The following is a 25,686-nucleotide window of genomic DNA, read 5'->3' as shown; positions in this document are numbered from 1 at the left end:
ACTTTTCATTTACAACCGGATTTCCCTCTTGATATTGGTAATCAAAAAATCAGGAGATAACAGCGATTGAAAGATTATTCTGTCATCGAAGTGTTCCGTGTAAATCTCCAGTTTCACTTATTACGTCATCATTTAAATGTCTGACTCAGATCGGCAGGCTGACCGCCCGCATATGCTTTGTCTTTCTTCGTAGTTGAATTGGCAATCCGCTCCTGCAAGTGCTCGTAGAACAAGTCTTCATTGATCGGCAGATCGACCCAGTTATCCGTCCAAGTGGAGAGCAACATCGCGTTGGATAACGTTAAGCCGTGAATGCCATCCTGACCGGGAGCAATCAATGGAACCCCTGTGCGAATCGCATCAACCCAGTTGCGGATTAACCCCGGATGACCTGTCTCAATGCCTGTAATCGGCACATCGCATTTCCAGCATTCCGGCTGTCCGAATCCGCCGGTAAAACGTTGATTGAACTCTGGTTCCGATTCGCGTAAGCGCCAGAAGGTGAGTTGTCCGTCTTCGATGACGATCTTACCGCGGTCGCCGCTAACCTCAAAACGGTTCGTTCCTGGTGCTTCACCCGTGGTGGTTACAAAAACACCGGTCGCTCCATTTTCATATTCCACATAGGCAGTCACGTCATCTTCCACTTCTATGTTCCGGTATTTGCCGAAGGCGCAGAAGGCACGCATACGCACAGGCATCATACCTATTGTCCACTGCCACAAGTCTAACTGATGCGGGTCTTGGTTAATCAACACACCCCCTCCTTCCCCTGCCCATGTTGCACGCCAGCCGCCTGAATCATAGTAACTCTGGGAGCGATACCAGTTCGTAATAATCCAGTTGGTACGTCGTACCTCACCAAGCTCACCTGAAGCAATCAGGTCACGTAGCTTAATGTACAGCGGATTGGTCCGTTGATTGTACATGATGGAGAACACTTTACCGCTTGCCGCAGCAGCCTCGTTCATCTCCCGAACCTGTTTTGTATACACACCTGCCGGTTTTTCGATCATGACATGCAGGCCATGACGGAATGCCTGGATCGCTTGTTCGGGATGGTCGTAGTGTGGCGTGGCAACAATGACGGCATCGATCGTTCCCGAGGACATCATCTGCTCCGCATCCTGCCAATACGTTACGGTAGACGGAAGGTTACTTGTTACCCAGCTCTCCATCTCTTTTCTCACATCACATACAGCTACTAATTCTGCACCCGGTACTTCTCCAGCCACCAATGTTCTGGCATGTGACGCACCCATGTTTCCAATTCCAATGACCGCTACTCGAACGATACTCATGCTTGCTCCTCCTCGTTTACGCGACGCTCAATTGCAGCAAAAACGTCTGCAAAATGCTGCAACATCGCTCTGGAATCCAAAGTTCCGCTAAAATCTTCGATGCCATAATAACCGTCATAGCCAACCGCTCTCAGATCACGTACCATCTGCACCCAGTCCACCATACCTTCCGTCAGCGGAGCCCAGTGACATTCCCATGACGTGCTTAGTAATTGTTTAGAGCCGCCGCTTCCAACCAACGATCTCGCATCTGATGTGTCCCCCGAATTCTTCTTGTACCACCCTGCATTTTTCACATGCACATGGGCGAGATAAGGACCAAGCAGTTCAAGTCCCATGCGGTGGTTTTCATACCCTTCGTGCACCATATTACCCGGATCATAGAGTACCCCGACATGCTTGGGATCAAGAGATTGTACAAGGCGATAGGCTAGAGAAGCCGTGGGCGCGATCGTTTGATGATGCGTTTCAACGATAGCTTTAATGTTATACTGTTTCGCTATATCCTGAACTTCGTTTAGATAACGAACGGCCTTCCCGTATAACTCGGGATAAGCTGTACTCCGGTCATAACCCGGAACGCCCACACGCATCATAGAAGCGCCAAGTGCAGAAGCGGCCTGGAATGCTTGCTCGGTTGCAACCATGTCTCCACAATTGAGATACGGCACAAGTGCAATGGATTTTCTATCATGAACCTCAGCCGCTTCCCGAAAAACAGGGACCTCTGCCTGCCACCTGTCCGGATCGATGGAGCAACGATTATTTCGCCAGTACGAAGGTTGTTCAGACAACGCATCCTCCGGTATGCCGCGATATCTCCACTCGATTCCAGCGATACCCGCTGACGCCGCTGCGGAAGCCAGCTCGTTAGCATCCAGGTCTGGGACAGCAACGGTGAATATGGACAGTTTCATGTTTTTGAACCTCCCCTTTATGTAAACGCATTCATTTTATGTCGTAAACGCATTGTATCACTCTCTTGATCACTGCCATAGAGCCTAACGCAAACAGATGAATGACAGATAACAAACCGCACATATTCCCCATTCAGAGATAACGTTTCGAGTCACATCATCCTCCAAAAACAAAAAAGCGTCTCTAAAACAGAAATAACTTCTGTTCAGAGACACCTTTTATATGGAATGCTGTTCTATTGTTGTCCAAGTAAACTTGTCCATACAAACACGATCTAATCACGATCAAAAAAAACATGCTCGGCCTGCAATTTCCCATCTTCTACCGTCATGATTCCGAACGAAAATCGCTTCTGAAATCGGCGGTCCGTAGGTGAACCCGGATTAAATACAAGCAGGCCATCTACGGTGTGCATCACCGGAATATGTGAATGCCCGTAGACTACCGCATCCAGCTGCTCTCCAGCAAAGGTCTGAATGGCGTTCTGCTCTGTGCCGTTTGATCCACGATGACCATGTACAAGCCCCAAGCGAAGCCCTTCCGCCTCAACAATGCGGGAGAAACCCAGCTTCTCCCCGATCTCGGATGGGTCCGTGTTACCAGCGACGCCTTCGACCGGAGCGTAATGGCTTAGCAATTCATACACACTCCAGTCTGACCAGTCCCCTGCATGGAGAATGAGATCTGCGCTAGTCAATGCGTCAACCAATGGCGCGGGTAACGTTTTTGCTTTTTTCGGTAGATGCGTGTCGGAGATAACAATGATTTTCATGTGATTACCGCCTTCCCTTAGTTCGACTTCTGATTCGCCTCTAATTGTGAAGCCTGGATCCGCTCGGTACTGGTACGCTCCATATCTTCAAGCGTGATCGTTGCAAAAAACTGCTCCACTTTAGATTCAGCAATCTGATACAGGTTGGTCAGCAGTCCATCCATCTGCATGCCCACCTCGCAATTGGGATTGCAACTTCCATGGATCGGGAACAATGGCCCTTCATCCTTGGCTGCCTCATAAACCATGGCAAGTGTAATCTCACTCGCTGGCTTTGCCAGATAAAACCCTCTAGTGCCTGGTGAAGAATTGACTAATCCTGCCTTTTTCAGCCCTCCCAGTATACGTCTGACAACGACAGGATTGGTATTAACGCTACCCGCAATTTCAGCAGACGTGATTCGTTCAGGCGCGCTGAGAGACAGTAGCAACAAACAATGCACACTGACCGAAAAATGAGTACTCATGATTAACCACCTTTTTTAAATATAATCCCGGATGTTCCAGCCTTATTCCGTAAACAGATCCTTTTCAGGACGTGCTCTGACTTTGAGTTGTCGCACAGTATACTCCAGTTGCTTCACGATGTCATCCAGTTGTTTGCGATCAATCTTGTTCGGGTCATCGACAGGTTTGACCGAATTCTTGAGGTCACGAATGGTCAGCTGCTGCTCCTGCCATTTATCCATTAAATCCGCAATATTCGCATAAAAGCGCTCGTAATCCTTAATCACCAGATCCAGGTAAGCATCTACCTCGTCCGGGTCATAGCCACGAAGTTTATAATTGAACTGTTTCTCATGAATTGATAAAGCATCCAGCTGCACACCCAGTTGTTTGAACAATTGTCTCTGTTTGTCCAATCTTCGTTTCATATGTTCATCCATCTTGACAACCCTCCATTATTGCCGAGCAGCGGTTCCATTCATCCGAAAAGAACACACGGCAATTTCTCTCTCTATTTTTTATAACACATAATGCATCAGATATAAAACGAAACCGCCCTCTCCCGTGCAAAATGATTGTTTCTCTTGCTTTTCGGGTAAGAAGTCGTTACAACCCCTAAGCGGGAAAGGAGCATGTCCTTATGAGTACATTAACCCAAGAACAACGTAAAGAATTGCAGCAAGCCCTGCTGGAGCAGCGTGAGGATCTGCAACGTCATTTTGAATCCAGCATGGAGGATGGCGCACCAGCAGAGTCGTTAAAAGATTCTACAGGCGAACTCTCCTCTTACGATAATCACCCGGCAGATGCGGGAACAGAAACGTTTGAACGTAGCCGTGACCTCGCAATCGACGATACACTAACCGAAGAGTTTAATCAGGTCAATGAAGCCCTCGAACGTATGGATGAGGGTACATATGGAACCTGTGTTACATGTGGCAAAGAGATCCCTTTTGAACGTTTGCAAGCTATACCTTATACCGCCTATTGCATCGATGATACTCCAAACCGGGACGTAAGTAATGATCGTCCTGTTGAGGAAGAGGTCATGACGATGCCACCGAGTGGTGCCGGGGAAGTGAGACAGCGTAACGCGGGCAAGTTTGACCATGCAGAAGCATGGGAAGCTGTTGAGGACTACGGTACATCCAATTCCCCCGCGATGGCCGCCAAACGAGATGTGAAGGATTACGACGAGAACATGTAAAGTAAAAGAAATATACCTCAAGTCCAGATTAACCAAGGCATATGGACATCTAATGATCCAATAGTCTGGACATCGATCCAGATGGAATCAGCCCTATCCATTATGATAATAAAAAGCCGCCATTGGCGGCTTTTTTTGCTGTAACTCCATGCTACCCGATTGTTTTCTCTTCCTAAAATGAATGAATCGACTATCATACGTCTACATTTGGTCCGTCCTGCGCCTTACACTAGAAAGAACTATCCTGTTTCATTTCGATCCTGATCAGCTATTCATCTGTAGAATCAATTGCCTTAGGTTCTGAGGCTTTCCGTTTGGTAGCAGGTTTCGATTTTTTCGCCGTACTTGATGTTTCGGATGTTTTCGACGCCTTGGGAGTATCAGCTTGCGACGCAACCTGTGCCTCTTTGGACAACGCCGTGAACAGCTGAAAAACCTGATGGTCTGATTTCTGTTCATTCTTGGTTAAATACGGTTTGCACAGCTCCACAATCTTCTGATATAGCTCCTCTACTTCATCCGCCGTAGCGTAGAGCGTCATATCCGAGATAAAACGTTTCTCCTGACGATCATGCTCTGCATGATTCATAAAGCGCTGGCGGCTCTGTTCGAACATTTCGTTCAGCAACTTTAGCGTTTCGGAGCGAAAAACCTGCTTCAGCGGTGAATTTTCATCCTCTTCATCCTTGTGACGAAGGTGGATTTCACCCGAGAAGGGTTCGTAATATTTTGCGATAATGCCGTTGATTTCCCGAGTGGATACCATGGTTAGAAGACCGATTTTCTCCAGTTTTTTCACATGATAATGCACCTTCGCAGGCACTTCTCCCATCAGATCTGCAATTTCCTTCACGGTGGAAGGTCTGCCCTGGCGGTTAAACATATTCATAATCTGTATCCGGTACGGATCAGAGTAGATTTTGATCTCTTCAATTGTTGAGAGCACTTTATGTTGCTGCATATCCGAATCCTCATTTCCGGGGTACCTGCCTGCCCTTCGTTCCCTATATTATACCGTTCAGACAGGACTTCGGTCAAAAGGACGTACACTTACATCTCCCGCCGAAAACTTTTGCTCGTAAGCAGTAATATCGCAGACAGTCCCAGCAACACGCCAAATACAATGAACAGGATCGGCATTGAAAACCAGTCGGCCAGAACACCGGACAGAAGACTACCGAGTGGTGAAACACTTAGGACCAGCATACTTTGCAGCGCAGACACTCTTCCGAGCATATGACCTGGGGTTACTTCCATCAGATATGAAACGAGCGGCGTTGTCGCAAGCGGTATGCCCAAACCCATAAGCAAACAGAACACACCTGCAGTCGGAAGCTGGAATGACGTCATATAAGCCGGAAGTGCAGTCATCGCATATCCGCAACCAAGCATAACAATGCCGGTGATGACCAGCACGCTTTTACGGTAACGCGTCCCTTGTTGTGACATCCACAGACCACCAAGCACGATCCCTCCAACTAAAAGCCCGCTAAGCAGACTTAATCCCCAAGCACCTGCTTGCAGTGTTTCCATCACGTAAGGTGTACGTAGCACATTAAAGGGCATCAGGCAGAAGTTAACCCAAGCGAATAACACGGAAGAGACGAATAACAAGGCATGTTTACGTAGAAAATGAAAAGCTTCCGCCATCTCGGAGATCAGACTCCTGGCGCCAGATGACACGGCTCGCGGCGACATCCATTCCGGATAGTCCACCCGGCTCATCAAGATTGCGCTTAGTGCAAACAACGCGGCGTCAATCCAGATAGTCCACGCGATACCCACGGTTGCAATTAAAGCGCCTGCCGCGGCTAGCCCCGCCAGTTCAGCCAATCGAGTGGCTGAAGAGGTCATCGCGTTACCTGAAAGCAACATGGAATGAGGCAATAACCTGGGAACACTGGACACCTCGGCAGGTGACGTGAAACATTCCAGCAAGGAGTTCAGAACCGTAAATACAAATAAGTGCCACACTTCAAGTTGCCCCAGGGCGAATAAAAGTGCTGTGAGTCCAACCATCACTCCGCGTCCGGTATTCGTCATGACGATGACTTTTTTCGGAGATAATCGATCCACCAATGCCCCGGCGAACAGCCCAAACACAATATTCGGTAAAAAGTTAACGGCAAGAAGTGTGCCCATCAGTACCTTCGATCCGGTTAAAATGTACACCATCCAGCTATACGCAATCGAATCGATGGAATCCCCAAAGCGGGACACCATCTTACTCAACATAAATTGCATATATGGCCTGATTCGAATTAATTCTCCCAAACCTTGTTTCCCCGCGACAGCACCCTCGTTCATCATTGTTCCACTCCTCAACGTTAAAATATTTTTCATGTTAATATTATTTTAACGAAGTTTATGCAAAAATCAATACAAACGTGAAAATATTTTTAACGTTGTTTCTTAAGGATGTTGTTAACGTTGCATATCTATAAAATCAATGCGCCCAGTCTCCATCCTGATTGGTCTTGCATAACCATACAAAAAAGACTCTCATCGTCATCGATGGAGTCCTGTATCATCCCTGATTTTAAAATTTACAGCCTAAAGGTTAAGGTCTGGAGGTCTTTGCACTACAGCTATAACAGTTGTTTAAATCGGACTACGATCCACCAGCACCCGCTGACGCTTGCGCGCAGATTCCAGACAGGCATCAATCACACGCATGTTCAAGATGGTATTGTCCGGACCGAACGGCAACGCCTCTCCCTCAAGAGCTGCCGTTGCAAATGTTTCGACCTGAAGCACATAGGAGTTGGATACCGAAACTCGTTCCTCCCGACTGACCGAATCCGTATGAATGATGATCTGAGGCGGGATATCGCTATTCTCCCAGCCGAACACTTTAGGCAGCTCAATACGTCCTTCCGTTCCGAGAATCTCCATCTCGGCCCGTCCTGACGCCCACATGCCGCAATCAAAGGTCAGAGCCACTGAATCCGGAAACTCAATCAGCCCTGAAGCCATCATATCTACACCATCATGTTCCTCCGAGAATAAAGCATGGACCGTAACGGCTTCCGGCTCTTGTCCCAGATACATGCGGGCAGCAGAAATCGGATATACACCGAGGTCAAAAATAGAACCGCCACCCATGTGTTTCTTGAATCTCACATTATCTTTGTCATCTGCGGTATTACATGTAAAATTACCATGAATCGCTCTGACCGTTCCAATCTCGCCACTCTCGATAATCTCCTGCACCCGTCTGTGTTTCGGATGATACCGATACATGATAGCTTCCGAGAACAACACCCCATGGCGTTCACATGCCTTAATCATCTCTATGGATTCTTTGGCATTCAGCGCGGCAGGTTTTTCACAAAGCACATGTTTTCCCGCCTCGGCAGCTTTAATCGTCCACTCTCGATGCAGATGGTTTGGCAACGGGATATAAACGGCCTGGATATCCGGATCAGCAATAAGTTCCTCATAACTGCCATAGGATCTGACAATGTCCATCTCTTCAGCCAGAGCTTCAGCCTTTTCCTTGGAGCGGCTGGCAATTGCCAGTACTTCACCACGTTCAGACTGCTGAATTGCTGGAATAATAGCATTTTTGGCAATCGTTGAAGTACCCAGTACACCCCACTGCAGAGGTCTGTTCATGCTCATCTTCCTTTCGTACCGTAATTATCCGCTTCTGCCTTGTGCAAAATGCCAAGACAACGATCCAGATCGGCTTTCACCTGTTTCTTGTATAACTCTGCTTTGGCCGCACCATCATCTGTGAAGTGATAGAGAACAATTTCCTGGAAATCAACTTTGGGATCGTTTCCCTTTAATTTTTTGGTTCGATAAAAGATACCCTGTTGCACCAGCTCATGTAATGCCCGATATACCTCACTTTGTGGTGGTACATATCCGTAATCTTTGAATTCCTGCTTCATCGCTTCCAACATCTCGTAACCATAACCTCTATGCTGCTCCACCATCGTGATAAGATATACTTTGATAAATGCCCGTTGCGCAATCATAAAAGCCATGAGCTTTCCCTCCTGTCAGAACCTGTCTATCTCTCATTATAAAACATATGTTCTGATCCTGCCATCTTGATCCTGATTTCACTCTTGTAACGTGTGGTCACGGTGAGTAAGCGGGCTGAAGATTGAGTATAGACAGGCTGGAGTAAGAAAGAACGACCTTACTTATTGTGAATTTTTCATATAATGGAATACTCATATTTATTGAAATACTCACCTTTGGGTCGAAGCAGTCGGGTTATTGGCTTGGGTGTGTTTCGGTACAACGCCTACGATCCATTTTCCCCATTTAAAACGCGAGATGAACCAAGTCAGCACACAAGATACGCTCAGTGCTACAATCCAAGTGACAATCGTGCGTATCGCAGGATTCCAGCCCCACGCCACGTAAAACCATTCGTCTGGAATGTAACTGTAACGCAGCACCAGCATGTGCATCAGATATCCCCCGTACGACATGCCGCCAATCCATCCCAGCCAGTAAAGAACGCGATGGTGATGAAGCTTACTGGCTAATTGGTACATCACCATAATGGAAGCAATCAGGAACAGAACCATATCCGGCCTGATCAGGCTGACGGTATAAAAACGGATTTGAATTCCTTCGGGTTTCTGAAACTCCAGCATTAATAGATACATAAACCGCAGACCCAAGATCATAAACACCAGCCAGTAGACCCAGCGCAAACGCTCAATCCATTCTTTCCAGCGCTGTACCGAAATTCCCGCCGCAGCGCCCAGTACAAAATAAAAAAAGAAATAGATGAAATTACGGTCTGCGTAGGTTGTAAAAGCATCTGTCAGTACCGGGATTTGCATCCGCTCCATCCAGCCGGCAATGTTCCTTAATTGATCGGATAGAACCAGAAATAAGACACCTGAACCCAGCAGTGCGAGCATTCGTCCCTTGGCTTGGTAACGATGGACTACATACCGGATACCAAGCAAGAATAACGGAAAAAACACGTAGAACTGAATGAGCATAATGATGTACCAGAAATGTGAAGCCGTCTTACCTGTCACCAGCTTCAGAGCGAGGTCAGGAATGTCCTGCCAGCCGAATGCTGCCCAGTTACGCGGGGCAAGTATAAAATAAATGAGAGACCAGACTACATAGGGCAAGATGACATCCATGACTCTTTTCCGCATAAACTGGCCGTAATGGAGCTTATCACCGGTGTTGTAGAACAGCACCATCCCGGTTATAAATATAAAAAGTGGCACAGCGAACTTCGCTAACATCAGTAGCAAGGCCAGCACGACGCCATCCTGAAGTCCAGCCTGCGGAACCAGCGAATAATGAGCAATAGAATGTTGCAGTACAACCGCTGCAAAGGCCAAGCCTCGTAGTGTTTCGATTTCAGTAATTCGTTCTTTGCGAGGCAAATCACTCAACCTGCCTTTCTTGTTTATTTTTGAAATATCAAATACGAAATCAAATTAAAAAACCTTTAACCATCCATTGGAGGTATGTAAAAGTAATGTCAGACAAACCATCCGGTTCACATGAATCCAAAACGGTTCAACAACATCTAGCTAACGAGCGTACATTTCTCGCTTGGGTACGCACAGGCATTGCCATGGCAGGGATCGGTTTCCTTGCCGCTGGTTTCGGTTTTCATTCCACCGCCTATGACCGCATTGCCCATCTTGCTGCCATCATCACGGGAATCACTTCTCTGTTTGGCGGCATTGCCATCATTGGTTGTTCAGCCATTGCTTACCACCGTAAACGCACACAGATTAATGAGCAGACCTTCCAAGCCACTACCGGACTTATCACGTTTCTCAGTCTCCTGTTGCTTGTGATTGGCCTCGCGCTAGCTGTGCTGCTGTATGTATTGTTATTCCCTGTCTGACCATGTGAAAAACAATATTCGGATCTTATCATTACAAACCCATTGCAAACCTGAGACAGCCGAATCCCGTATGAGGACAAAAACCGATCTCCTCAGCGGAGACCGGCTAAAGTCCAAGTTATCGTTCACATGCCTCATTCGTATTCCAAAGACTCTTATTCATTTGAGCCCGCATGTGTTCTGTCGTGTTCAGTCTTTACAAAAAGGTGTTGTTGCCGAAACGAGCGGCTTTGGTCTGTGCTTCCATTCGGCGTTCTTCCATATCGAGATCTGGACGTGAATCAACAGTATTCACATCTTCACCATGCACAGGATCGATGTTGGAATGAGTCTGACGGTTAAGGTTAAACACATCGTATACCGCGTTATCCCGATCCGATGAGTCAACGAGCAACAGAATTTTACCATGCTGCACATACTCCTCGTATTGTCTCGCATCCTCTTCTGGAATGCCCAGTCCTACAAGTCCACCAACCAATCCGCCGGCTCCTGCACCTACAGCTGCACCTGTAAATGCTGCGGCAATAGGTCCTGCAGCCAGAATCGGGCCGATCCCCGGAATAGCCAGTGCACCTATGCCAGCAAGCAAACCTGCTACGCCTCCAAGCACACCACCTGTGGCTGCGCCAGCTGCTACACCCTCTGGCGCTTTTGTACCTGTCTCTTCCCGGATAGCCTTCAGCTCATCTCTGTCCTGCGTCACGACAGAGATCTCATCCGATGTAAATCCTTCGGCTTTCAAACTTTCAATAGCATCAGATGCCTCACGCTCTGTATTAAACACACCTACGATTTTCTTCTTCATAGTGAATACCTCCTCATGGGTTTGAGTGGTTCGCTATGTTATTACCCGTCATTCCTTCTTTCAAACGTTTTTAGGCCATTGATCATATGGATGAATACTAATTTGAGCCAAAAGACCGAATACCCGCAGAGCCCAGAAAATGACGAGATCGTTCCGAGAAAAAATCAATTATCAACCACCTGCTTATCAGGTTGTTCGCGGTTTCGCTCGATTCGTTGCGACGGCTTCAAGCGGATTATCCGGCCAGTAATGTTTCGGATAACGCCCTTTTAAGTCTTTTTTCACTTCAAAGTAGGTCTCACGCCAGAAATTAGCCAAATCTCTTGTAACCTGCACAGGACGTTGCGCCGGAGATAATAGATGTAGCGTGATCGGAACGCGACCGCCTCCGATGTGAGGGGTCTCTTGCTGTCCAAACATCTCTTGTAATCGAACAGCCAGGATCGGATCTTCCGGATTGCTGTAATCCACGGGAATACGTGAACCACTTGGAACCTGAATGTGGGTAGGCGCCTCTTCATCCAGCTGTTGCCGTTGCGTCCAGCTAAGTCCACCCAAAAGTATATCATGCATGGACAGTTTCTTCAGATCAGCCGCCGAGCGCATTCCTGCCAGATACGGTGCAAGCTGTTCCTCCAGCTCATCCGTTAGACGATCTTCAATCAGATCAGGCCAGTCTGGCATGTGCAGATGCAGAAAACGCATGCGCTCCGCAAGTTGGCGCGATGTTTTGCTCCACGGCAGGATGTCCAATCCTTCCAGTCGTATTCCCGACAACAGTGCTTCCAGCACCTGATCTTCCGGTGGCTGTGCAATCGTGCTTTCCTTGATCATTATTGCTCCGATGCGCTGCCGCTTATGTGCCCGCACACTTCTGGTCGTGCGATCCCAAGCCACCAGCACCTCCTCGTGCAACAGATGCCTCGCGGCACGCAGCATCACCTGCTCCTGCACCGGCGCAGCCAGCAGGATACGTGCATCTGCGCCCTGGTCGTCGGCCTCGGCTGCGACCAGGTAGGCGGAACGGCTCAGCGACTCTGCCCCCGCGAGCCGTACCCCGCGGCCGCTGCTCAGCAGATAGCGGCCATCCTCGCGGCGCTGCCCGATCCGGTCCGGATACGCAAAGGACAGCAGCAACCCGCAGCTGTCCTCATCCGGCCGCACCGGATCGGCCGCCGCGCTTCCGAGCGCCGAGCATAGCTGGCGGCTCTCCTGCAACATGCGCCGCACGGCGGCGCCGTCTGCGCCAGCCGCTGCCGCTGGCGGCCCCCCGCTGCTGCCCGCGGCCAGCAGCGCTTCTACGCGCGGGCGCAAGTCCGTGCCCGCGCCGCCAGCACTTGCGTTGCTGCTGCGGAGGCCTGCCGGCTCCTGCAGCAGCGCCGCCAGCGTGCTGGCGTAGCTGGCCAGCCCAAGCTCAGCCGCGCGGAGCAACATGCTGGCCAGCCGCGGATGAACGCCAAGCGTGTTCATCCGCCGCCCCAAGGGCGTGAGGCGGCCTGCTTCGTCCAGGCCGCCCAGCTGGCGCAGCAGCGCCTGTGCCTGAGCGTAAGCCGCATCAGACGGGGTGTCCAGCCAGCTAAGCTCAGCCGGGGACTGGACACCCCACGCGGCAAGCTCCAGCGCCAGCGGCGCAAGATCCGCGGAGGTGATCTCCGGGCGCGTTGCTTCAGGCAACGCGCCATGAGCCTCCTCGCTCCATAGCCGGTAACACACCCCAGGGGCAATACGCCCCGCACGTCCGCGCCGCTGATCAGCGGACGCCTTGGAGACCGGCTGTGTGACAAGCCGGCTCATCCCCGTCCTTGGCGAGAAAGCCGACGCCCGGCTTAGTCCGGTATCCACGACCACTTTCACACCCGGAAGAGTCAGACTCGACTCTGCAATGGAAGTGGACAGCACAACCTTGCGCCAGCCACCCGCCGCAGGCCGGATGGCTTCATCCTGCTTCTCGGCAGACATACTGCCATATAGCGTATGTACAAGAACCTGCGGAGGGAGAGTTGCTTGCAACAGTTCCCTTTCCGTACGATGAATCTCTCTCGCCCCGGGAAGAAAAACCAAAACGTCCCCCTGTTCTTCACTCAATGCCCGGATAACGGTACGAGCCGTCCAGCTCTCGATTTCAACTGCGGCAGGTTTCGCGACATATTTCGTTTCCACCGGAAACGTACGGCCTTTACAATGCACAACTTGTGTATCTTCGCCCAGCAAACGACAGACCGGCTCCGGGTCAAGCGTTGCCGACATGACCAGCAGCTTCAGATCCGGCCGCAACATGGCCCGCGATTCCAGCGCCAAAGCCAGTCCCAGATCACCGTGCAGGTGCCGTTCATGGAACTCGTCAAAAATGATCATCGCCGTATCTTCAAGTCCCTGATCCTGCTGTAGCATACGCGTTAATACGCCCTCAGTGACCACTTCGATTCGCGTAGCCGGGCTTACCCGGGTATCCATTCGTACGCGGTATCCGACCGTTTGTCCTGCTTTTTCACCCAGCGTTGCTGCCATTCTCGACGCGGCTGAACGAGCAGCGAGTCTCCGCGGCTCCAGCATAATGATTTTTTTGCCATCCAGCCAAGGCTGCTCAAGCATCGCCAGCGGCACAACCGTTGTTTTTCCGGCGCCCGGTTCAGCAATCAAAACACCTGTGTCCTGGTCACGGAACAGCTGCTGTACCTCCGGAATAATCGCTTGTATTGGTAAATCAGTGTACATATCATCGCTCCTAATGCATATCTTGCCGTTTCGATATCATTCTATAAGCTCAGCATTCGAATGTTAGCATTATAACAAAAAAAGCCGTCCCGAAGGAACGACTATATGACATCCATATCTTATAGATGTTACCCAAACTCATTCAATTATCTAACTTTCAGCTTGTGGGCTAATCATCTACGAATTGTCTTATCCAGTTACTTCCCCATCGTTTACCCGATCAACTCAACAGCGACTCCGCACCATCGATCACGATCTCTGCCCCAGTAATATGTTTGGATGCGCCGGAAGCGAGGAAGCTAACCAGATCCGCAACGTGCTCGGGCTGTCCTGGTCCATCCGCAAGCGGCTGCTGTCCTTCCGGGAACTCCATCGGGATGATAATGTCCTGCAGGTCATCTGTCTTGATCGTACTTTGATCAATATTGGTAGCAATCGCTCCTGGACAGATCACGTTGACTCTGATCTTGAATTTCGCCAGCTCCAAAGCCGCCATCTTGGCAAAAGCAACCTGTCCTGCCTTTGACGTACTATACGCCGACATACCGAAGCTGGAGAAACGCTGGTTCCCATTGATCGAGCTTGTAATAATAATGCTGCCGCCGCCGCGTTTTTTCAGATGTGGGAGAGCATATTTTACGGTGAAAAATGTGCCGTCCAGGTTTGTCGTAATAATCTGCTGCCAGTCCTGCACCTGAATTTCCTCGATTGGAGCAGATACCCCGTTTATGCCCGCATTGGCAAAAACGATATCCAGTCCCCCAAACAATTCGACCGTTTCCAGTACAGCCTTTTCAACCCGCGCCGGATCGGAAATATCCACATCGAACGCCCGTGCCGCCCCTTCATGGCTCGCATTAATCTCCGCTTCTGTCTTTGATATCCGATCATTCACCAGATCGAACAACGCCACATGCGCCCCTTCATTCGCCAGCTTGAGTGCCGTAGCCTTGCCGATTCCCGAGCCAGCTCCTGTAATGATAGCCACCTTACCTTGAAATGGTGATCTGCTGCTGTGTTGTGTCATAGCCGAGTCACTCCTTCGTCTTGGAAATTATGTAAAGATTTAATCTGATTTTATTTCAATCAATTCTTCACAAGATTACCCAAAACCAGCAGCTTTTAAATCAACACTCGTAACTTTTTTCATTTTCCAGGCAATTACATACACTGACGATCTGCACCAGCCACACGCCGATCTATTTCAAAAAACGATCCTCGTTACAGGGCGCGTTCACCACTCCAGTTCGATGAAAGCGGCATCATCCTCAAGTCCGCCGGTATGGGCGGCATCCAGCAACACTTGAATATGCTCATCCGGGATGTATGTACCAATGGCATCGAGATCATTCAGTCCGTCTGTATACAGTTGAAGGCGAAATGATTCACTCCCTGAACCTTTCATTTCGAAAACATGGGGTCTCCCCCCTATGGAGCCTTCTCGTGTAGACCAACGCTCATTGGTCTTGCAATGTGTTTGGAATTGTTCCGACTGCTCCTGTCCATTACGCCAGAGCCGGATTCTGGAATCTCCTTGCCATGCCAGCCAGACTCGGCTCTTCCGTCTTCCAGATGTGAGTTCAATGCGTCCGCATACATACATGGCCTGACTACCTTGGCTTCGCTTTTCCATCAACACCTCCCGTAGCAGAAGAGGCGAGGTATCCAAAGGCTGTAATTGTTCTAACTGTTCAGATGCAGAACCCGTTAGACCTTGCAGAAACTGTTCGACCCCTTCAGCGGTTAATGATGACGTCGTTTCAAGCCATTCCAGTAGCGCACTACCGAGAAAACGCGCAGCAAAATCACCCAGATAACTCATGCCAACTCCATCACACAATACAAAATGACAGACATTACCTTGCATGCGAATCGCAACAAAATCTTGCCCTGCGTCACCCTGGTTCACGGTTTCTGCTGCACGTCCATATCCGTATCTGCATTTCAGCTTTCCCTGATAGCGAGTTAACGGCTGTTCCCCAGTCTGAATGCTTACATAGCGAAAATTGTCCTGTTGCTGCTTCGCATGTCCTCCTCGATCACTGGCAGACAATGTTGCCATACGCACTGCTCGCATGATTCCCCTCCTATCTTACAGGTGTTGCAGCAGACATCTGGAATCCAATGGATACCAGTTCTGCACAAGTGCCAGGCAACATCATGAGTGCGCCTGGTGCCAGCAAATAATCTGCCTCCACCAACATTTCGCGATAGCTTTCAGGCAGCACGGATGACATATTACGCAACTTCTCTCCATGCTCGTCTTGCAGGTTCGTCTCTGGAGAGATCCCTTTCCATCGTCTAGGCTCTGCAATCGGAGCTTCCAGCAGATGATCACTTATAAATATATTTTCAACCAAAACATTGCCATCCGGCACACTCATGCCCATAATACGCTTGGCAATCGGCTCCGGGTCTTCACCGGTAGCAACTCCATCAGTCATATGACATACGAGCGGAGCCGGGCAGTCCTGCATATTAGGTAATTCGGCTTGCAAAATTTTCTCTGCCTGCAAAAATGCTTTTGCGGAGTCCGAGAAACGTTTAGGTGTCAAATCAGGCAACGAACCTACAGCCGCAACCTCATCGATTCCTTTAATCCCGTTTAATACATCATATACATCATCACTGTAGGCCAAAATAGCGATTCGGTAACGCGGCGTCAACCGATTTCCTTTGGTTGAACGAAATACCATTTGCCGGATCGCCAAAGATAAAGCATCATAAACGATGTCAATCCGGCGACGATTATCCAGAACCATATTCATGGAGGCGCTAATATCAATTAAATAAATAATAAGTGCTGGCGTACGTTGTGACGCTTGAATTGTGTAGTTCATCTAGAGTGTGTCACCTCTATTATTCAATATAAATTTATAAGTCCGGTAGTGAGTACTTGGAATTACTCAAAAATTTGTTGATCGCACTCATCCGTGCCGCCACTTTCCCTACCCCTTTAAAATACGAAGCATCCGTATTATATAGGTTTTTGAAATCACGCGCATAGGCAAGTGCATTATCTGTTTTTCTGCCTTTTTGCGCATTGTATGCCTTGTTATAGCTTGCAATCAGAGTAACGACGTTTTGAGCACGTTCTTTCTTAAGAGCTTCTTTCTGCGCCAACTCTTGCTTGCGTTTGGCTTCGGCAGCAGCCTTCTCTTTTGCAATTCTGGCGTCATTTTCTTTTTTCCACGCTATATAAGCTTCATATTTCGCTTGCTGGTCATATTTTGCTTGCAGTGCTTTACGTGCTGCTTCTTTTTTCTGTTGCTCCTGCTTCGCCAGATAAGCTTCATATTTAGCCTGCTTGTCGTATTTAGCCTGCAAGGCTTTTCGTTCTTCCTCTTGTTTCTTCGTTTCCGCTTCCTTTTGTTTAGCCTCAGCAAGCTTTTTCTTTGCAGCAGCTTCCTGCTTTGCCGCTTCTGCAGCTTTTTGCTTTTCGGCTTCTGCCTGTTTGAGCCTATCGGCTTCCGCATCTTCTGCTGCTTTTGCCGCGGCTATACGAGCAGCCTCCTGCTGTTTAACCTCAGCCTGATCGGCAAGGATTTTAACTGTGGGTACACCCCCGGCAAGCAGTACAATGAGCACTGCCGAGGAGATCATGAATTTTCTGGAACGGTAGAATGGAATCACTACCGGCTCAGCGTTCTCCGTGTTTGAGTTGATTTTGGCATCCAGTTCCTTGATCGCAGCCTCTACTTCCAGCTGCATTGCACTGTTATCCGGAATGAAGTGATACAGTGAACGATAAACCTCAAGTGCCGCCGCTGGTTTGTCTTCATCCTCCAGCGCTCTCGCTTGTAAAAACAGCCGGTTCACAACGGCCTCCTGGTCCGGAGATTGTTTTGAATTCGATGTATTGCCAGCTTCCGCATCTTGTTTCACACTCGTTGATGTTTCATAGTCTTTTGGCCTCGCAACCACATCAGTTTCTGAAGATCCTGTTACATCCTCTTGCGGCGCTTCCAGAGCAGCCAGAAAGGCCTCAGCCTGCCGGGTGTCTACAGACGCAAGGGCAATGTACCATTCCCCAAACGTTGGACAACTGCTCAGATCATGACTTTCCCATGCCCGGATAAACAGATCTGATAATTTGGAGCCCCAGCGATTCTCAAGGGAACCGCGCATCGCAAAATAACGCTCACTCGAAGTCTGCATCTCGTGTTGGTCGAAATAACTCTCTCCCCAAGCTTTCTCTACGATGGCAGGGTCAGACCAGCATAACATCTCGGCGATAATAACAGCTCCGGCAAATCGATCAGCATAAGAACTCCACAAGCCGCTGTGCACCGTTCGATGGGCTGCGTAACCAGGTGAACCAGCAAGCAACGCATCTGGTCGATCCATCTTAGAGCCGTACATCTGCTCCACATCAACCAGTTCAACTGCAGAAGTCATGGCCGAGTTCTGCACTTCGGAAAAAAACGGAATCATTACATTAGGAGCAGACATATCACAATGTGCGAGTCCACGTTGCTCCATTGCAGAACCTGTACCTGCAAGTGCTCTAGCCAGCTGCAGACTTTCCTCCGCTGTCAGCTGCTTTTGATCACTGATCACATCGAACCAGGTCAGACCCTGTACCCATGGCATCAGTACTGCATATAACAGATCGGGATGTTCTCCAATAAGCGCTCCGTTTCTTTCCGGAGTGAGCACTTCACGCTTGCATACCCGCAAGCCTGGCAGTTCACTATATGGCTCCATATGCTCGGACTGATAGACCATAGCCGGGATACGGAATTTTGGAAAAAATACTTTTAGTGCTTTCGCCCCATGAATGGTACCCGTGCGGGGAATCAATTGATACACTATTCCTTGCCTTCCCGCTTGGGCATAAGCAAGCCCCGGCGCAGCCGGATGCTGACCAATCGTATAGGCGATATCATTAATCACCACTTCATCGCCGGGATTCGGTTGAAAAGACATGCTCATCCCTCTCTCTGTTTTTTGTGTCATAGTTGCGGCAAAAACCGGGTGTAATCCACCCGGTTTTTGCCGTAATCTTGCAATCTTTAACTCGATGCCCGCATATGGCCAGGACGATGCAAATTATCAAATCGTCTGGACCTATGTAGGAGCAGATTAACGAGATTGGTCTGCTGTGCGGAATTTAGTCGCGATTGCTGAAAGTTCTACACTAATGCTATTCAACGTTTGAACGAAGGATTGCATTTGTTTGCTAGCTTCCTGGAACTCTTGGAAGAAACGTTGCTTCGTCATACCTTCCCATTGTCCTTCCATGCTTGTGATGGATTGAGTCAATGAAGATACGATTTGTTGACTTTGTTCTCCACTTTGTTTGAATTGGTTCGAAACCTGATCCAGTTGTTCTGGGGTAACTAAAATACGTCCTGCCATTGTTAAATTCCTCCTTGATGTGTGCAATTAAATTTGTTTGTTCAAATTGTACTATACAAGGATCATTCGGACAAAAGCCGAAGGACCTAATCCTATTTACCCCATTTTTAGCATATGAAACTTCAACTAACAGACTATTTACAATTTATTTAACGTGCAGTTGTACTATATTAATTAGGCCGCTATGAAACTACAGGTTCAGTTCCTCTTCTTTCTCGAAAAGAGGGGTCTCTGAATCTCCATGCAACAGGCTCAGGCTGTGTAGCCTGAACAAGGGTCGCCGGAGAACCATCAGGTGGAGCACTATCCTGTATCCGGTACACAGCCGCCATAGCGGAAAGCGGGTCGGATACAACAGCTACATCAGCAGCATGTGCAGGCAGGATATCGCCACTGCGGCTACTCTGAAGAACATTCAGCATATTGACCGCATTGCCATAGGCCACATTGACATGACTCAGCACGGAACGATATTCCATGTCTGCTTGTTGAAATAACAATGCCTTGCGCCCAAGCTGTACACTTAAGTCCATCAAACGACGAAGGGCTTCCTCTCCCAGCCGTTTACTACGATTCCATTCGCTCATCACCGCTGCACGGGACTCGATATCCCAATCCAGGGAATGTATCGCCTGATCCAACACTGTCATTTTTTGCTGTATTTGCTCCGCTGCATACTGAATCTGCCTGCTCAGTGCCCGAAGCACATCCGGTTCCACACGAATGCGCATTTACCATCACCTTTCCTCTTCCCCTGCAGGCTGTTTAAGCCAGTCCAGCAGCATTTCGTGAAACTGTTCTTTTGTTGTGAGCGCTGCAACGAGCCAGTCATCCGAAGCCGCCGTGCTCATACGGAATAACCAGTTGGAGGCTGCACTCGCGGTAAATGCCGCCGATTGTGACTGCCAGCCCTCCTGTCCCCATACAAGCAATCTGAGCTCTCCATCAGATTGCTTGCCTACCAGACACCGTGCTAATGCCAGTGAACCTTCAGGATCATTCGTTTCCTGCGAGAGCTCATCAGCAACGGTTTGTACTTCATACCCCTTCAAGCCGTTCATGACATCATAAAACTTTTTCTTGGAACACATCAGTGCCGGTTTATCCACTGGAGAATGGCCGCTCCACTTCATCCGTTCAATCAGAACATCAATGGCTTCACGAACATTTCCCAAGTCACTTAGACGGAACGAATCGGGGACATCCGTAGCGCGGGCTACTTCAACGACCCGTTCATCCGTGCAGTGTATATAACTCTCCTGCGATTTCCCGTCAATCGTATAGCGAAGCCAGCATGCTCTGTCGGATAATCCGGCTATGGCTACTCTTGAAAAAACGGTTGGTGTCATGATCAGCTCATTGGTATCTTGATCCTGAATCAAGTAGCCTTTGTCTAGCAAAGAGGTTTTGACACGCTCCCATTCCATGGCAATATCTTCTGCCATATAACCTCGGAAAGGGTCTTCCACGCCGAGCAATCGATCTGAACCGAGAATACCAGCTAGGAAAAATAGTTCCTTAATCTGCAGCGTGACTACCTTTTGCTTAGAATCATGAACCGTCAACATTATGAGCCACCTCCCCTCAAACTACAACATGCCATCGGTCACGAATTTCTGAAATCCAATTATTCATTTTCCAGCTGTTATCGCATGGAATTGCACCTTTAACCCTGGAATATTTGCGTTTTATATAATAACCTTGACCTGGTGGCAGTACCTTCAGCCCACCTGCGGTACCCCCGGATTCCGAATAAGGTATACGGAAGAACGAGAGATCATTAGGGTCCAAAGTCCCGAACAGCAATCCGCTTTGGGATGCTTTTACATCACTTACCCAATCCGAACCGAACGTTGGAAAATCCGCCGGAACGCCTGAGAGAATCACATGAATGCCTCTGTCTCTGCCCTGACGAACAATCACACCGAGCTGATCTTTGATATTAAAATCGGTGAGCTGTTTGGACAAGGTGTCCGCATCATCCACGACAAGTACGATATCGGGTCCTCCGGTAATTTCACCACGTTTTAGAACTTCATCGTACAACTCCTGAATGACAGGCGCAAGCAATTCTTCCCTCGATACGTGTCCACGGACATGGGGCAAACTGCTGATTTCACCTAATCCACCTGACCCATACCTCATATCTACCGTGTATATTTGCACATCCTCAGGTGAAGCATGGTAGGCCAGTGACAACATCCAGGTTTGCAAGAAAGTCGTTTTACCACCTTCCATTGGACTGGTCACCATAAAGTGCGGCCCTTCACGCAGGTTAAGTTCAAACGGCTCCAAATCATCCGTGAGCAGACCCACAGGTACATTTACCGTTGAAGTTCCCCCTACTTTGCCGAAGGAGCCTGTACGAACAAGCAAATCTTTAAGCTTGATCTCTTCCGGTAGTGGCGCAATTTGTGGCGTTTCCTCACCCGTCCAACCTTGACGAATCTCTGTAATTGCCCTCCGTAAAGCGGCCGATCGTTCACCCTCGTCCGCTCCTGAAGATGGCAGAGCAGCCTGGAACATTAGCGGAGGGACTTGTCCCTTCACGAGACCTCGGCCAGGAGGTAGCTGGCTTGGCGCCTTGGAAGGCCGCCCCACAGCATAATAGTAATCACTTGGATCAGAGAGCTCAAATGAAACAGCATTTTGAATATTACTTCTGAATTTTTCGAAAATATCGGTTACCCGATTGGCGGTCAGCACAAAGGTAATACCTAAACTTCCGCCTTCACGCAAAATGGTCTCGAGCGATTCATTCTCATCGGGGTAAGCATTACGGAAAGACATATATCCGTCAATAACCACAACAATCTGTGGAACTGTAGCATGAGCCGTACGACGATAAGCCGAAATCGTTTTAACCCCGGCCTCCGAGATCATATCTTTGCGCTGCGCCGAGATTTTCAGAATATAACGGAACAAGCGCTTGATCCGGTCTTCCTCTTCGGCCATCATCACGCCACCGATCTGAGGAAGCTTAGCAAAGTCTTTCATCATACGTCCCATATCAATAATGTATCCGTTCCACGGCTCTGTGCGCTCCGTACGGGCAAGAGACATTAATAACGTTTGAACAAAAGTCGTTTTACCAAGTCCAGGCATGCCATATACGACAAGATGCCCCTGATCCATAGGCAATGCAAGTGGCAACTGACGCTGATTCGGAAGATCATCCAGCATACCAACCAAAGGTTTGAGACCGTTAGCCCCGTCATCAAGCAGAGATTCTCTTTTCTCCTTCTGCTTCCAGTCGTACAGGCCGTCCAGTTCCAATATTTCTGGAAGCGGAGGCAACCAAGGTCCAGGCAAACGCTCTATGCCGGCTTCTGTAGCAGCCTTTGCCACATAATCAATAAACACTTGTAGCTGTTTCGGCACATCCTCTCCCTTGAGAACAGCTCTTCGCTCTCCCGTCAGCAGTGGTTCACGTTTGCCATTCAGGCGTACTTCCATTACAGGCAGTACCGTCGTTGAATCCTCCTGCTGATTATAAGGTGCGCCGCTCCAGGCAAACTGCATTTCTTCAAAGACTTCGTCACTGCCGACCTGAAAATAACCTCGGCCAGGCTTCGTAATCCAGGCAGCATTCGGAATTTTTATCATATCTCTGCTGTCTCCCTCGCTCTGAACACGAAGACAGATACGGAAACGCGAGTTACTCCAAATTTTATCATCCACGACTCCCGCGGGTTTTTGGGTTGCGAGAATTAAGTGAACCCCCAGCGTCCGGCCGATCGCGGCAATACTGATCAACTCATCCATAAATTCCGGCTGGTCACGTTTCAGTTGAGCAAACTCATCTATGATAATCACAAGATGCGGCAATGGTTGTTCATGTCTTGAACGCAAAATCTTATAGTACTCATCAATATGTTGCAGGTTCCCCGCATCATTTAAAATCTTCTGTCTTCTCACCAGTTCAGCCCGAAGAGAAACATTGGCACGTTCAATGAGATTGCCATCCAGATTCGTAATGGTACCTACAACATGCGGGAGATCGACAAAGGTATTAGACATGCCTCCGCCCTTATAGTCGATCAGCATGAACGCCAGATCATGTGGATGGAACTCGGCTGCCAGTGAAGCAACAATAGACTGAATAACCTCACTCTTACCTGAGCCGGTTGTACCCGCAATCAAACCATGGGGACCATGCCCTTGCCGCTCGATTTTATCGTGCAGATTAATAGCTATTTTTTTACCACCAGCTCTTACCCCCATAGGTACAGGCAGTGTGTCAGGATATCTGGTTTGCCCCCAGCGGGAGACAACATCCAGATCCTCCACACGTGAAGTGCTGAGCATATCGAATAGTGGCAACACTTGCGGGATCTCCGAAGCGGAGGAACGCTTCAGGCGAATCGGTGACATGTAACGGGATAACGCCTCTGCCGTCTCCTTGGAGATCACATCCGGTTTATATGTCTGCGAGATGACATCGGCATCTTCCGTCTTTTTGATGTACACTCCTTTGCCTTTGGAAGCTTCCATAATTAACTGACAGTGCATAGGCAGGGATTGTTTGCGGTTCGCCAGCACAATCGTGCATACATCAATCTCTTGCGCAGCCTCCAGCAGTAATGGAAGTAAAGGTTCTTCTTCGATCAGTTGCGTATCCGACAAAATAATAACGTAACAAGGAGTTTGCACCGCTTTTTTGTAGCGATCTTCCTTGTTATTACGGCGGCGGTTCAACACGGAAAACAAGCTGTCCGCCAATTGATGCGCACTGCTGTGCCTGTCGGCCATATATCGCTGTCCCTGATCCTCATCCCAAATATGAGGCAACCAGCGGAGCCATTCCCACTCCTTGGTATCCTTTTCTTCATAAAATGCGGCAAGTTTCAGTTCATCCGGTGAGTGCCTTACCGTAAGTTGTGAGACGATAACACGTAACGAAGCCATCACTTCTTCCCGTTCACCCACTAGCCCCATCACCTTGGATTCGAATAGAGGCAGGGTTATCGTGGCATCAGGCACGGTCTGGAATTCCGCAGCGAGTCCATGAGCGGCCTCAATCAACTCATCCTTTTCATATCCATCGATACGCGGTACCTGAAGTTTGATCCGAAACGGAATCTCCCCTGTACCGATACGTACCTGTAAAAAATCGTCATCTTCCGGGGAACGTTCCCAAAGCGAGCTGTTTCGGTTTTTGACAATTTGCAGGCAGACGGATGGATCACCATGGATTTCATGCAGGCTCTTCACTTGCTCCACCTGTGCTTCCTTCAATTCTTCACGATGTTTATCCAGCTGTGCAAGATACATCGCTTTACGTTCCTCGATCTTTTTGCGATATGATTTTTTATTACTGAGATATACAAAGAACGGGATGGTATAAGATGTAAGCATCATCATAACCGTCATCATCTGGAACATCATATAATTGCTGTTATTCATTTTGCCAGTCATATTAATGTACACATAGAAACCGATGCTGACCATCGTCATCATCACGGGAACCACGATTGAAATCATGGAAAATGTAGGTTTGTTCGGCTCTGCAGGCGGCCTGAGAATTTCGAGGCTTTCTTCCTTCAAAACCGGTGTCATTCTTGGAGAACGCTGATATAACACATTCACGAAGAAAAGACCTCCTTTTAGTCGTTCAGTTAATGAATGATACGCCGCAAAGCGTTATTCGTTGCTCTCCTGCTGAAATAAGGAACGTCTCCCGTAGATGGGGGCCTCTTCAGTAGTCGTTGAAAAAGCACGTTGCACACGCACACAGCTTCCCTGACGTAGCCCCGTCTCCATTAGTTGCTGGGCGTTCTGGGGGGTAAACCATAGTCCTTCAGGAAATCTAGCTTCCAAAATATACTGAATGCCATCCCCCGGAGCCTGTCCGAATATTCGTACACCGAGCAACGTCTTCAGGTGTTCAATGGTGCATTCATCCGGAACCTCAATGTCGAACCATTCGCCTTCCTCCCGGCCGGAATACACGGTTAGAATCATGTGAATCCCTCCCAAGGTCTCATATGTAAATTGTCCTAATGTCAGATTAAATCAAAAAAATGCGAGTGAAACGGTATTCCATCCTATTTTCTTATATAAAACCCTTGTTTGCAACGTATCCACTGTAATTTTGTTACATATGACCCACGTTTATATTAAAATATCGTCCATTTGACTCAGAACTTTCGTGTCATTGTTCGGTGGAAAAATTGCAAGGATGCGAAAACAACACTCGGAATACCATTTAATGGAAATAAGAATGAATGAATTCGGGACTTTTATTCCTTCGTCCACAATTGAATTGTGAACACTTTTCAAACTTTATCCACCTTTATGTTTTCATAA

General features: G+C 48.6%; 23 protein-coding genes. 2 read left to right on the top strand and 21 right to left on the bottom strand.

Features of this window, described 5'->3' with window-relative positions:
- Positions 1–128: 128 nt before the first annotated feature.
- The 5 genes from FS818_RS04330 to FS818_RS04310 form a co-directional block, all read right to left on the bottom strand.
- On the bottom strand, positions 129–1,301 hold the full coding sequence (locus FS818_RS04330; protein WP_145329930.1) for a Gfo/Idh/MocA family protein: 1,173 nt from the start codon (positions 1,299–1,301) through the stop codon (positions 129–131).
- Complete coding sequence (locus tag FS818_RS04325) at positions 1,298–2,218, bottom strand: sugar phosphate isomerase/epimerase family protein (protein WP_145329928.1); 921 nt, start codon at positions 2,216–2,218, stop codon at positions 1,298–1,300. The genes FS818_RS04330 and FS818_RS04325 overlap by 4 nt, the downstream gene beginning before the upstream one ends.
- 275 nt (positions 2,219–2,493) lie before the next feature.
- Positions 2,494–2,991, bottom strand: a complete 498-nt coding sequence (locus FS818_RS04320; RefSeq protein WP_145329926.1) for a metallophosphoesterase family protein — start codon at positions 2,989–2,991, stop codon at positions 2,494–2,496.
- Between the two features lie 17 nt (positions 2,992–3,008).
- On the bottom strand, positions 3,009–3,458 hold the full coding sequence (locus FS818_RS04315) for an Rrf2 family transcriptional regulator (protein WP_145329924.1): 450 nt from the start codon (positions 3,456–3,458) through the stop codon (positions 3,009–3,011).
- A 42-nt stretch (positions 3,459–3,500) separates the two neighbouring features.
- Positions 3,501–3,878: a DivIVA domain-containing protein gene (locus FS818_RS04310; protein WP_123067129.1), complete on the bottom strand. Its 378-nt coding sequence runs from the start codon at positions 3,876–3,878 to the stop codon at positions 3,501–3,503.
- A 200-nt stretch (positions 3,879–4,078) separates the two neighbouring features.
- Here FS818_RS04310 and FS818_RS04305 point away from each other — a divergent pair, with 200 nt between their 5' ends.
- The gene (locus tag FS818_RS04305; RefSeq protein ID WP_145329922.1) at positions 4,079–4,645 is read left to right on the top strand and encodes a TraR/DksA C4-type zinc finger protein; all 567 of its coding nucleotides are present in this window, start codon (positions 4,079–4,081) and stop codon (positions 4,643–4,645) included.
- Between the two features lie 268 nt (positions 4,646–4,913).
- Here FS818_RS04305 and FS818_RS04300 read toward each other — a convergent pair whose 3' ends face one another.
- The 5 genes from FS818_RS04300 to FS818_RS04280 form a co-directional block, all read right to left on the bottom strand.
- Positions 4,914–5,606 (bottom strand): ArsR/SmtB family transcription factor, encoded by a 693-nt coding sequence (locus FS818_RS04300; protein WP_145329920.1) that lies wholly within the window; start codon positions 5,604–5,606, stop codon positions 4,914–4,916.
- Positions 5,607–5,695: 89 nt separating this feature from the next.
- Complete coding sequence (locus tag FS818_RS04295) at positions 5,696–6,955, bottom strand: MFS transporter (RefSeq protein WP_186331577.1); 1,260 nt, start codon at positions 6,953–6,955, stop codon at positions 5,696–5,698.
- Between the two features lie 291 nt (positions 6,956–7,246).
- On the bottom strand, positions 7,247–8,263 hold the full coding sequence (locus FS818_RS04290) for a Gfo/Idh/MocA family protein (protein ID WP_145329916.1): 1,017 nt from the start codon (positions 8,261–8,263) through the stop codon (positions 7,247–7,249).
- Positions 8,264–8,265: 2 nt separating this feature from the next.
- Positions 8,266–8,640, bottom strand: a complete 375-nt coding sequence (locus FS818_RS04285; RefSeq protein ID WP_090921036.1) for a replication termination protein — start codon at positions 8,638–8,640, stop codon at positions 8,266–8,268.
- A 210-nt stretch (positions 8,641–8,850) separates the two neighbouring features.
- On the bottom strand, positions 8,851–10,023 hold the full coding sequence (locus tag FS818_RS04280; RefSeq protein ID WP_186375402.1) for an acyltransferase: 1,173 nt from the start codon (positions 10,021–10,023) through the stop codon (positions 8,851–8,853).
- Between the two features lie 95 nt (positions 10,024–10,118).
- On the opposite strand from FS818_RS04280, the gene FS818_RS04275 reads away from it, so the two are divergent.
- Positions 10,119–10,496, top strand: coding sequence for a YidH family protein (locus FS818_RS04275; protein WP_145329914.1), 378 nt, complete (start codon positions 10,119–10,121; stop codon positions 10,494–10,496).
- 196 nt (positions 10,497–10,692) lie between these two features.
- Here FS818_RS04275 and FS818_RS04270 read toward each other — a convergent pair whose 3' ends face one another.
- From FS818_RS04270 to FS818_RS04220, 11 genes are all read right to left on the bottom strand, one after another.
- Positions 10,693–11,301 (bottom strand): general stress protein, encoded by a 609-nt coding sequence (locus FS818_RS04270; protein ID WP_145329913.1) that lies wholly within the window; start codon positions 11,299–11,301, stop codon positions 10,693–10,695.
- 186 nt (positions 11,302–11,487) lie between these two features.
- Positions 11,488–14,016 (bottom strand): ATP-dependent helicase HrpB, encoded by a 2,529-nt coding sequence (gene hrpB, locus FS818_RS04265; RefSeq protein WP_145329912.1) that lies wholly within the window; start codon positions 14,014–14,016, stop codon positions 11,488–11,490.
- A 220-nt stretch (positions 14,017–14,236) separates the two neighbouring features.
- Positions 14,237–15,043 carry an SDR family oxidoreductase gene (locus FS818_RS04260; protein WP_145329911.1) on the bottom strand — a complete coding sequence of 269 codons (807 nt, stop codon included), beginning with the start codon at positions 15,041–15,043 and terminating at the stop codon, positions 14,237–14,239.
- 207 nt (positions 15,044–15,250) lie between these two features.
- Positions 15,251–16,093: a protein phosphatase 2C domain-containing protein gene (locus FS818_RS04255; RefSeq protein WP_145329910.1), complete on the bottom strand. Its 843-nt coding sequence runs from the start codon at positions 16,091–16,093 to the stop codon at positions 15,251–15,253.
- Positions 16,094–16,103: 10 nt separating this feature from the next.
- The gene (locus FS818_RS04250; protein ID WP_145329909.1) at positions 16,104–16,856 is read right to left on the bottom strand and encodes a vWA domain-containing protein; all 753 of its coding nucleotides are present in this window, start codon (positions 16,854–16,856) and stop codon (positions 16,104–16,106) included.
- A 34-nt stretch (positions 16,857–16,890) separates the two neighbouring features.
- Complete coding sequence (locus FS818_RS04245; protein ID WP_145329908.1) at positions 16,891–18,945, bottom strand: hypothetical protein; 2,055 nt, start codon at positions 18,943–18,945, stop codon at positions 16,891–16,893.
- A gap of 156 nt (positions 18,946–19,101) precedes the next feature.
- Positions 19,102–19,377, bottom strand: a complete 276-nt coding sequence (locus FS818_RS04240) for a WXG100 family type VII secretion target (RefSeq protein ID WP_090921054.1) — start codon at positions 19,375–19,377, stop codon at positions 19,102–19,104.
- Positions 19,378–19,559: 182 nt separating this feature from the next.
- Positions 19,560–20,108 carry a WXG100 family type VII secretion target gene (locus FS818_RS04235; protein ID WP_145329907.1) on the bottom strand — a complete coding sequence of 183 codons (549 nt, stop codon included), beginning with the start codon at positions 20,106–20,108 and terminating at the stop codon, positions 19,560–19,562.
- A 6-nt stretch (positions 20,109–20,114) separates the two neighbouring features.
- Positions 20,115–20,945, bottom strand: coding sequence for a hypothetical protein (locus FS818_RS04230; RefSeq protein ID WP_145329906.1), 831 nt, complete (start codon positions 20,943–20,945; stop codon positions 20,115–20,117).
- A 16-nt stretch (positions 20,946–20,961) separates the two neighbouring features.
- Positions 20,962–24,966 (bottom strand): type VII secretion protein EssC, encoded by a 4,005-nt coding sequence (gene essC / locus FS818_RS04225; RefSeq protein WP_145329905.1) that lies wholly within the window; start codon positions 24,964–24,966, stop codon positions 20,962–20,964.
- 54 nt (positions 24,967–25,020) lie between these two features.
- A complete protein-coding gene (locus tag FS818_RS04220; protein ID WP_145329904.1) occupies positions 25,021–25,341 on the bottom strand; it encodes a hypothetical protein in 321 nt (106 codons plus the stop codon).
- Positions 25,342–25,686 lie beyond the last annotated feature (345 nt).

It is taken from the genome of Paenibacillus xylanexedens, assembly GCF_007680605.1.
Classification (GTDB): Bacteria; Bacillota; Bacilli; order Paenibacillales; family Paenibacillaceae; genus Paenibacillus; species Paenibacillus xylanexedens_B.
Note: the sequence above shows the minus strand (reverse complement) of the source record. Positions and strands in the feature narration are given on the sequence as shown.

Excerpts from the sequence above, each read along its gene's own strand:
- FS818_RS04330 (WP_145329930.1), bottom strand. The coding sequence starts at position 1,301 with ATGAGTATCGTTCGAGTAGCGGTCATTGGAATTGGAAACATGGGTGCG.
- FS818_RS04325 (WP_145329928.1), bottom strand. The coding sequence starts at position 2,218 with ATGAAACTGTCCATATTCACCGTTGCTGTCCCAGACCTGGATGCTAAC.
- FS818_RS04320 (WP_145329926.1), bottom strand. The coding sequence starts at position 2,991 with ATGAAAATCATTGTTATCTCCGACACGCATCTACCGAAAAAAGCAAAA.
- FS818_RS04315 (WP_145329924.1), bottom strand. The coding sequence starts at position 3,458 with ATGAGTACTCATTTTTCGGTCAGTGTGCATTGTTTGTTGCTACTGTCT.
- FS818_RS04310 (WP_123067129.1), bottom strand. The coding sequence starts at position 3,878 with ATGGATGAACATATGAAACGAAGATTGGACAAACAGAGACAATTGTTC.
- FS818_RS04305 (WP_145329922.1), top strand. The coding sequence starts at position 4,079 with ATGAGTACATTAACCCAAGAACAACGTAAAGAATTGCAGCAAGCCCTG.
- FS818_RS04300 (WP_145329920.1), bottom strand. The coding sequence starts at position 5,606 with ATGCAGCAACATAAAGTGCTCTCAACAATTGAAGAGATCAAAATCTAC.
- FS818_RS04295 (WP_186331577.1), bottom strand. The coding sequence starts at position 6,955 with ATGATGAACGAGGGTGCTGTCGCGGGGAAACAAGGTTTGGGAGAATTA.
- FS818_RS04290 (WP_145329916.1), bottom strand. The coding sequence starts at position 8,263 with ATGAACAGACCTCTGCAGTGGGGTGTACTGGGTACTTCAACGATTGCC.
- FS818_RS04285 (WP_090921036.1), bottom strand. The coding sequence starts at position 8,640 with ATGGCTTTTATGATTGCGCAACGGGCATTTATCAAAGTATATCTTATC.
- FS818_RS04275 (WP_145329914.1), top strand. The coding sequence starts at position 10,119 with ATGTCAGACAAACCATCCGGTTCACATGAATCCAAAACGGTTCAACAA.
- FS818_RS04270 (WP_145329913.1), bottom strand. The coding sequence starts at position 11,301 with ATGAAGAAGAAAATCGTAGGTGTGTTTAATACAGAGCGTGAGGCATCT.
- hrpB (WP_145329912.1), bottom strand. The coding sequence starts at position 14,016 with ATGTACACTGATTTACCAATACAAGCGATTATTCCGGAGGTACAGCAG.
- FS818_RS04260 (WP_145329911.1), bottom strand. The coding sequence starts at position 15,043 with ATGACACAACACAGCAGCAGATCACCATTTCAAGGTAAGGTGGCTATC.
- FS818_RS04255 (WP_145329910.1), bottom strand. The coding sequence starts at position 16,093 with ATGCGAGCAGTGCGTATGGCAACATTGTCTGCCAGTGATCGAGGAGGA.
- FS818_RS04250 (WP_145329909.1), bottom strand. The coding sequence starts at position 16,856 with ATGAACTACACAATTCAAGCGTCACAACGTACGCCAGCACTTATTATT.
- FS818_RS04245 (WP_145329908.1), bottom strand. The coding sequence starts at position 18,945 with ATGTCTTTTCAACCGAATCCCGGCGATGAAGTGGTGATTAATGATATC.
- FS818_RS04240 (WP_090921054.1), bottom strand. The coding sequence starts at position 19,377 with ATGGCAGGACGTATTTTAGTTACCCCAGAACAACTGGATCAGGTTTCG.
- FS818_RS04235 (WP_145329907.1), bottom strand. The coding sequence starts at position 20,108 with ATGCGCATTCGTGTGGAACCGGATGTGCTTCGGGCACTGAGCAGGCAG.
- FS818_RS04230 (WP_145329906.1), bottom strand. The coding sequence starts at position 20,945 with ATGTTGACGGTTCATGATTCTAAGCAAAAGGTAGTCACGCTGCAGATT.
- FS818_RS04220 (WP_145329904.1), bottom strand. The coding sequence starts at position 25,341 with ATGATTCTAACCGTGTATTCCGGCCGGGAGGAAGGCGAATGGTTCGAC.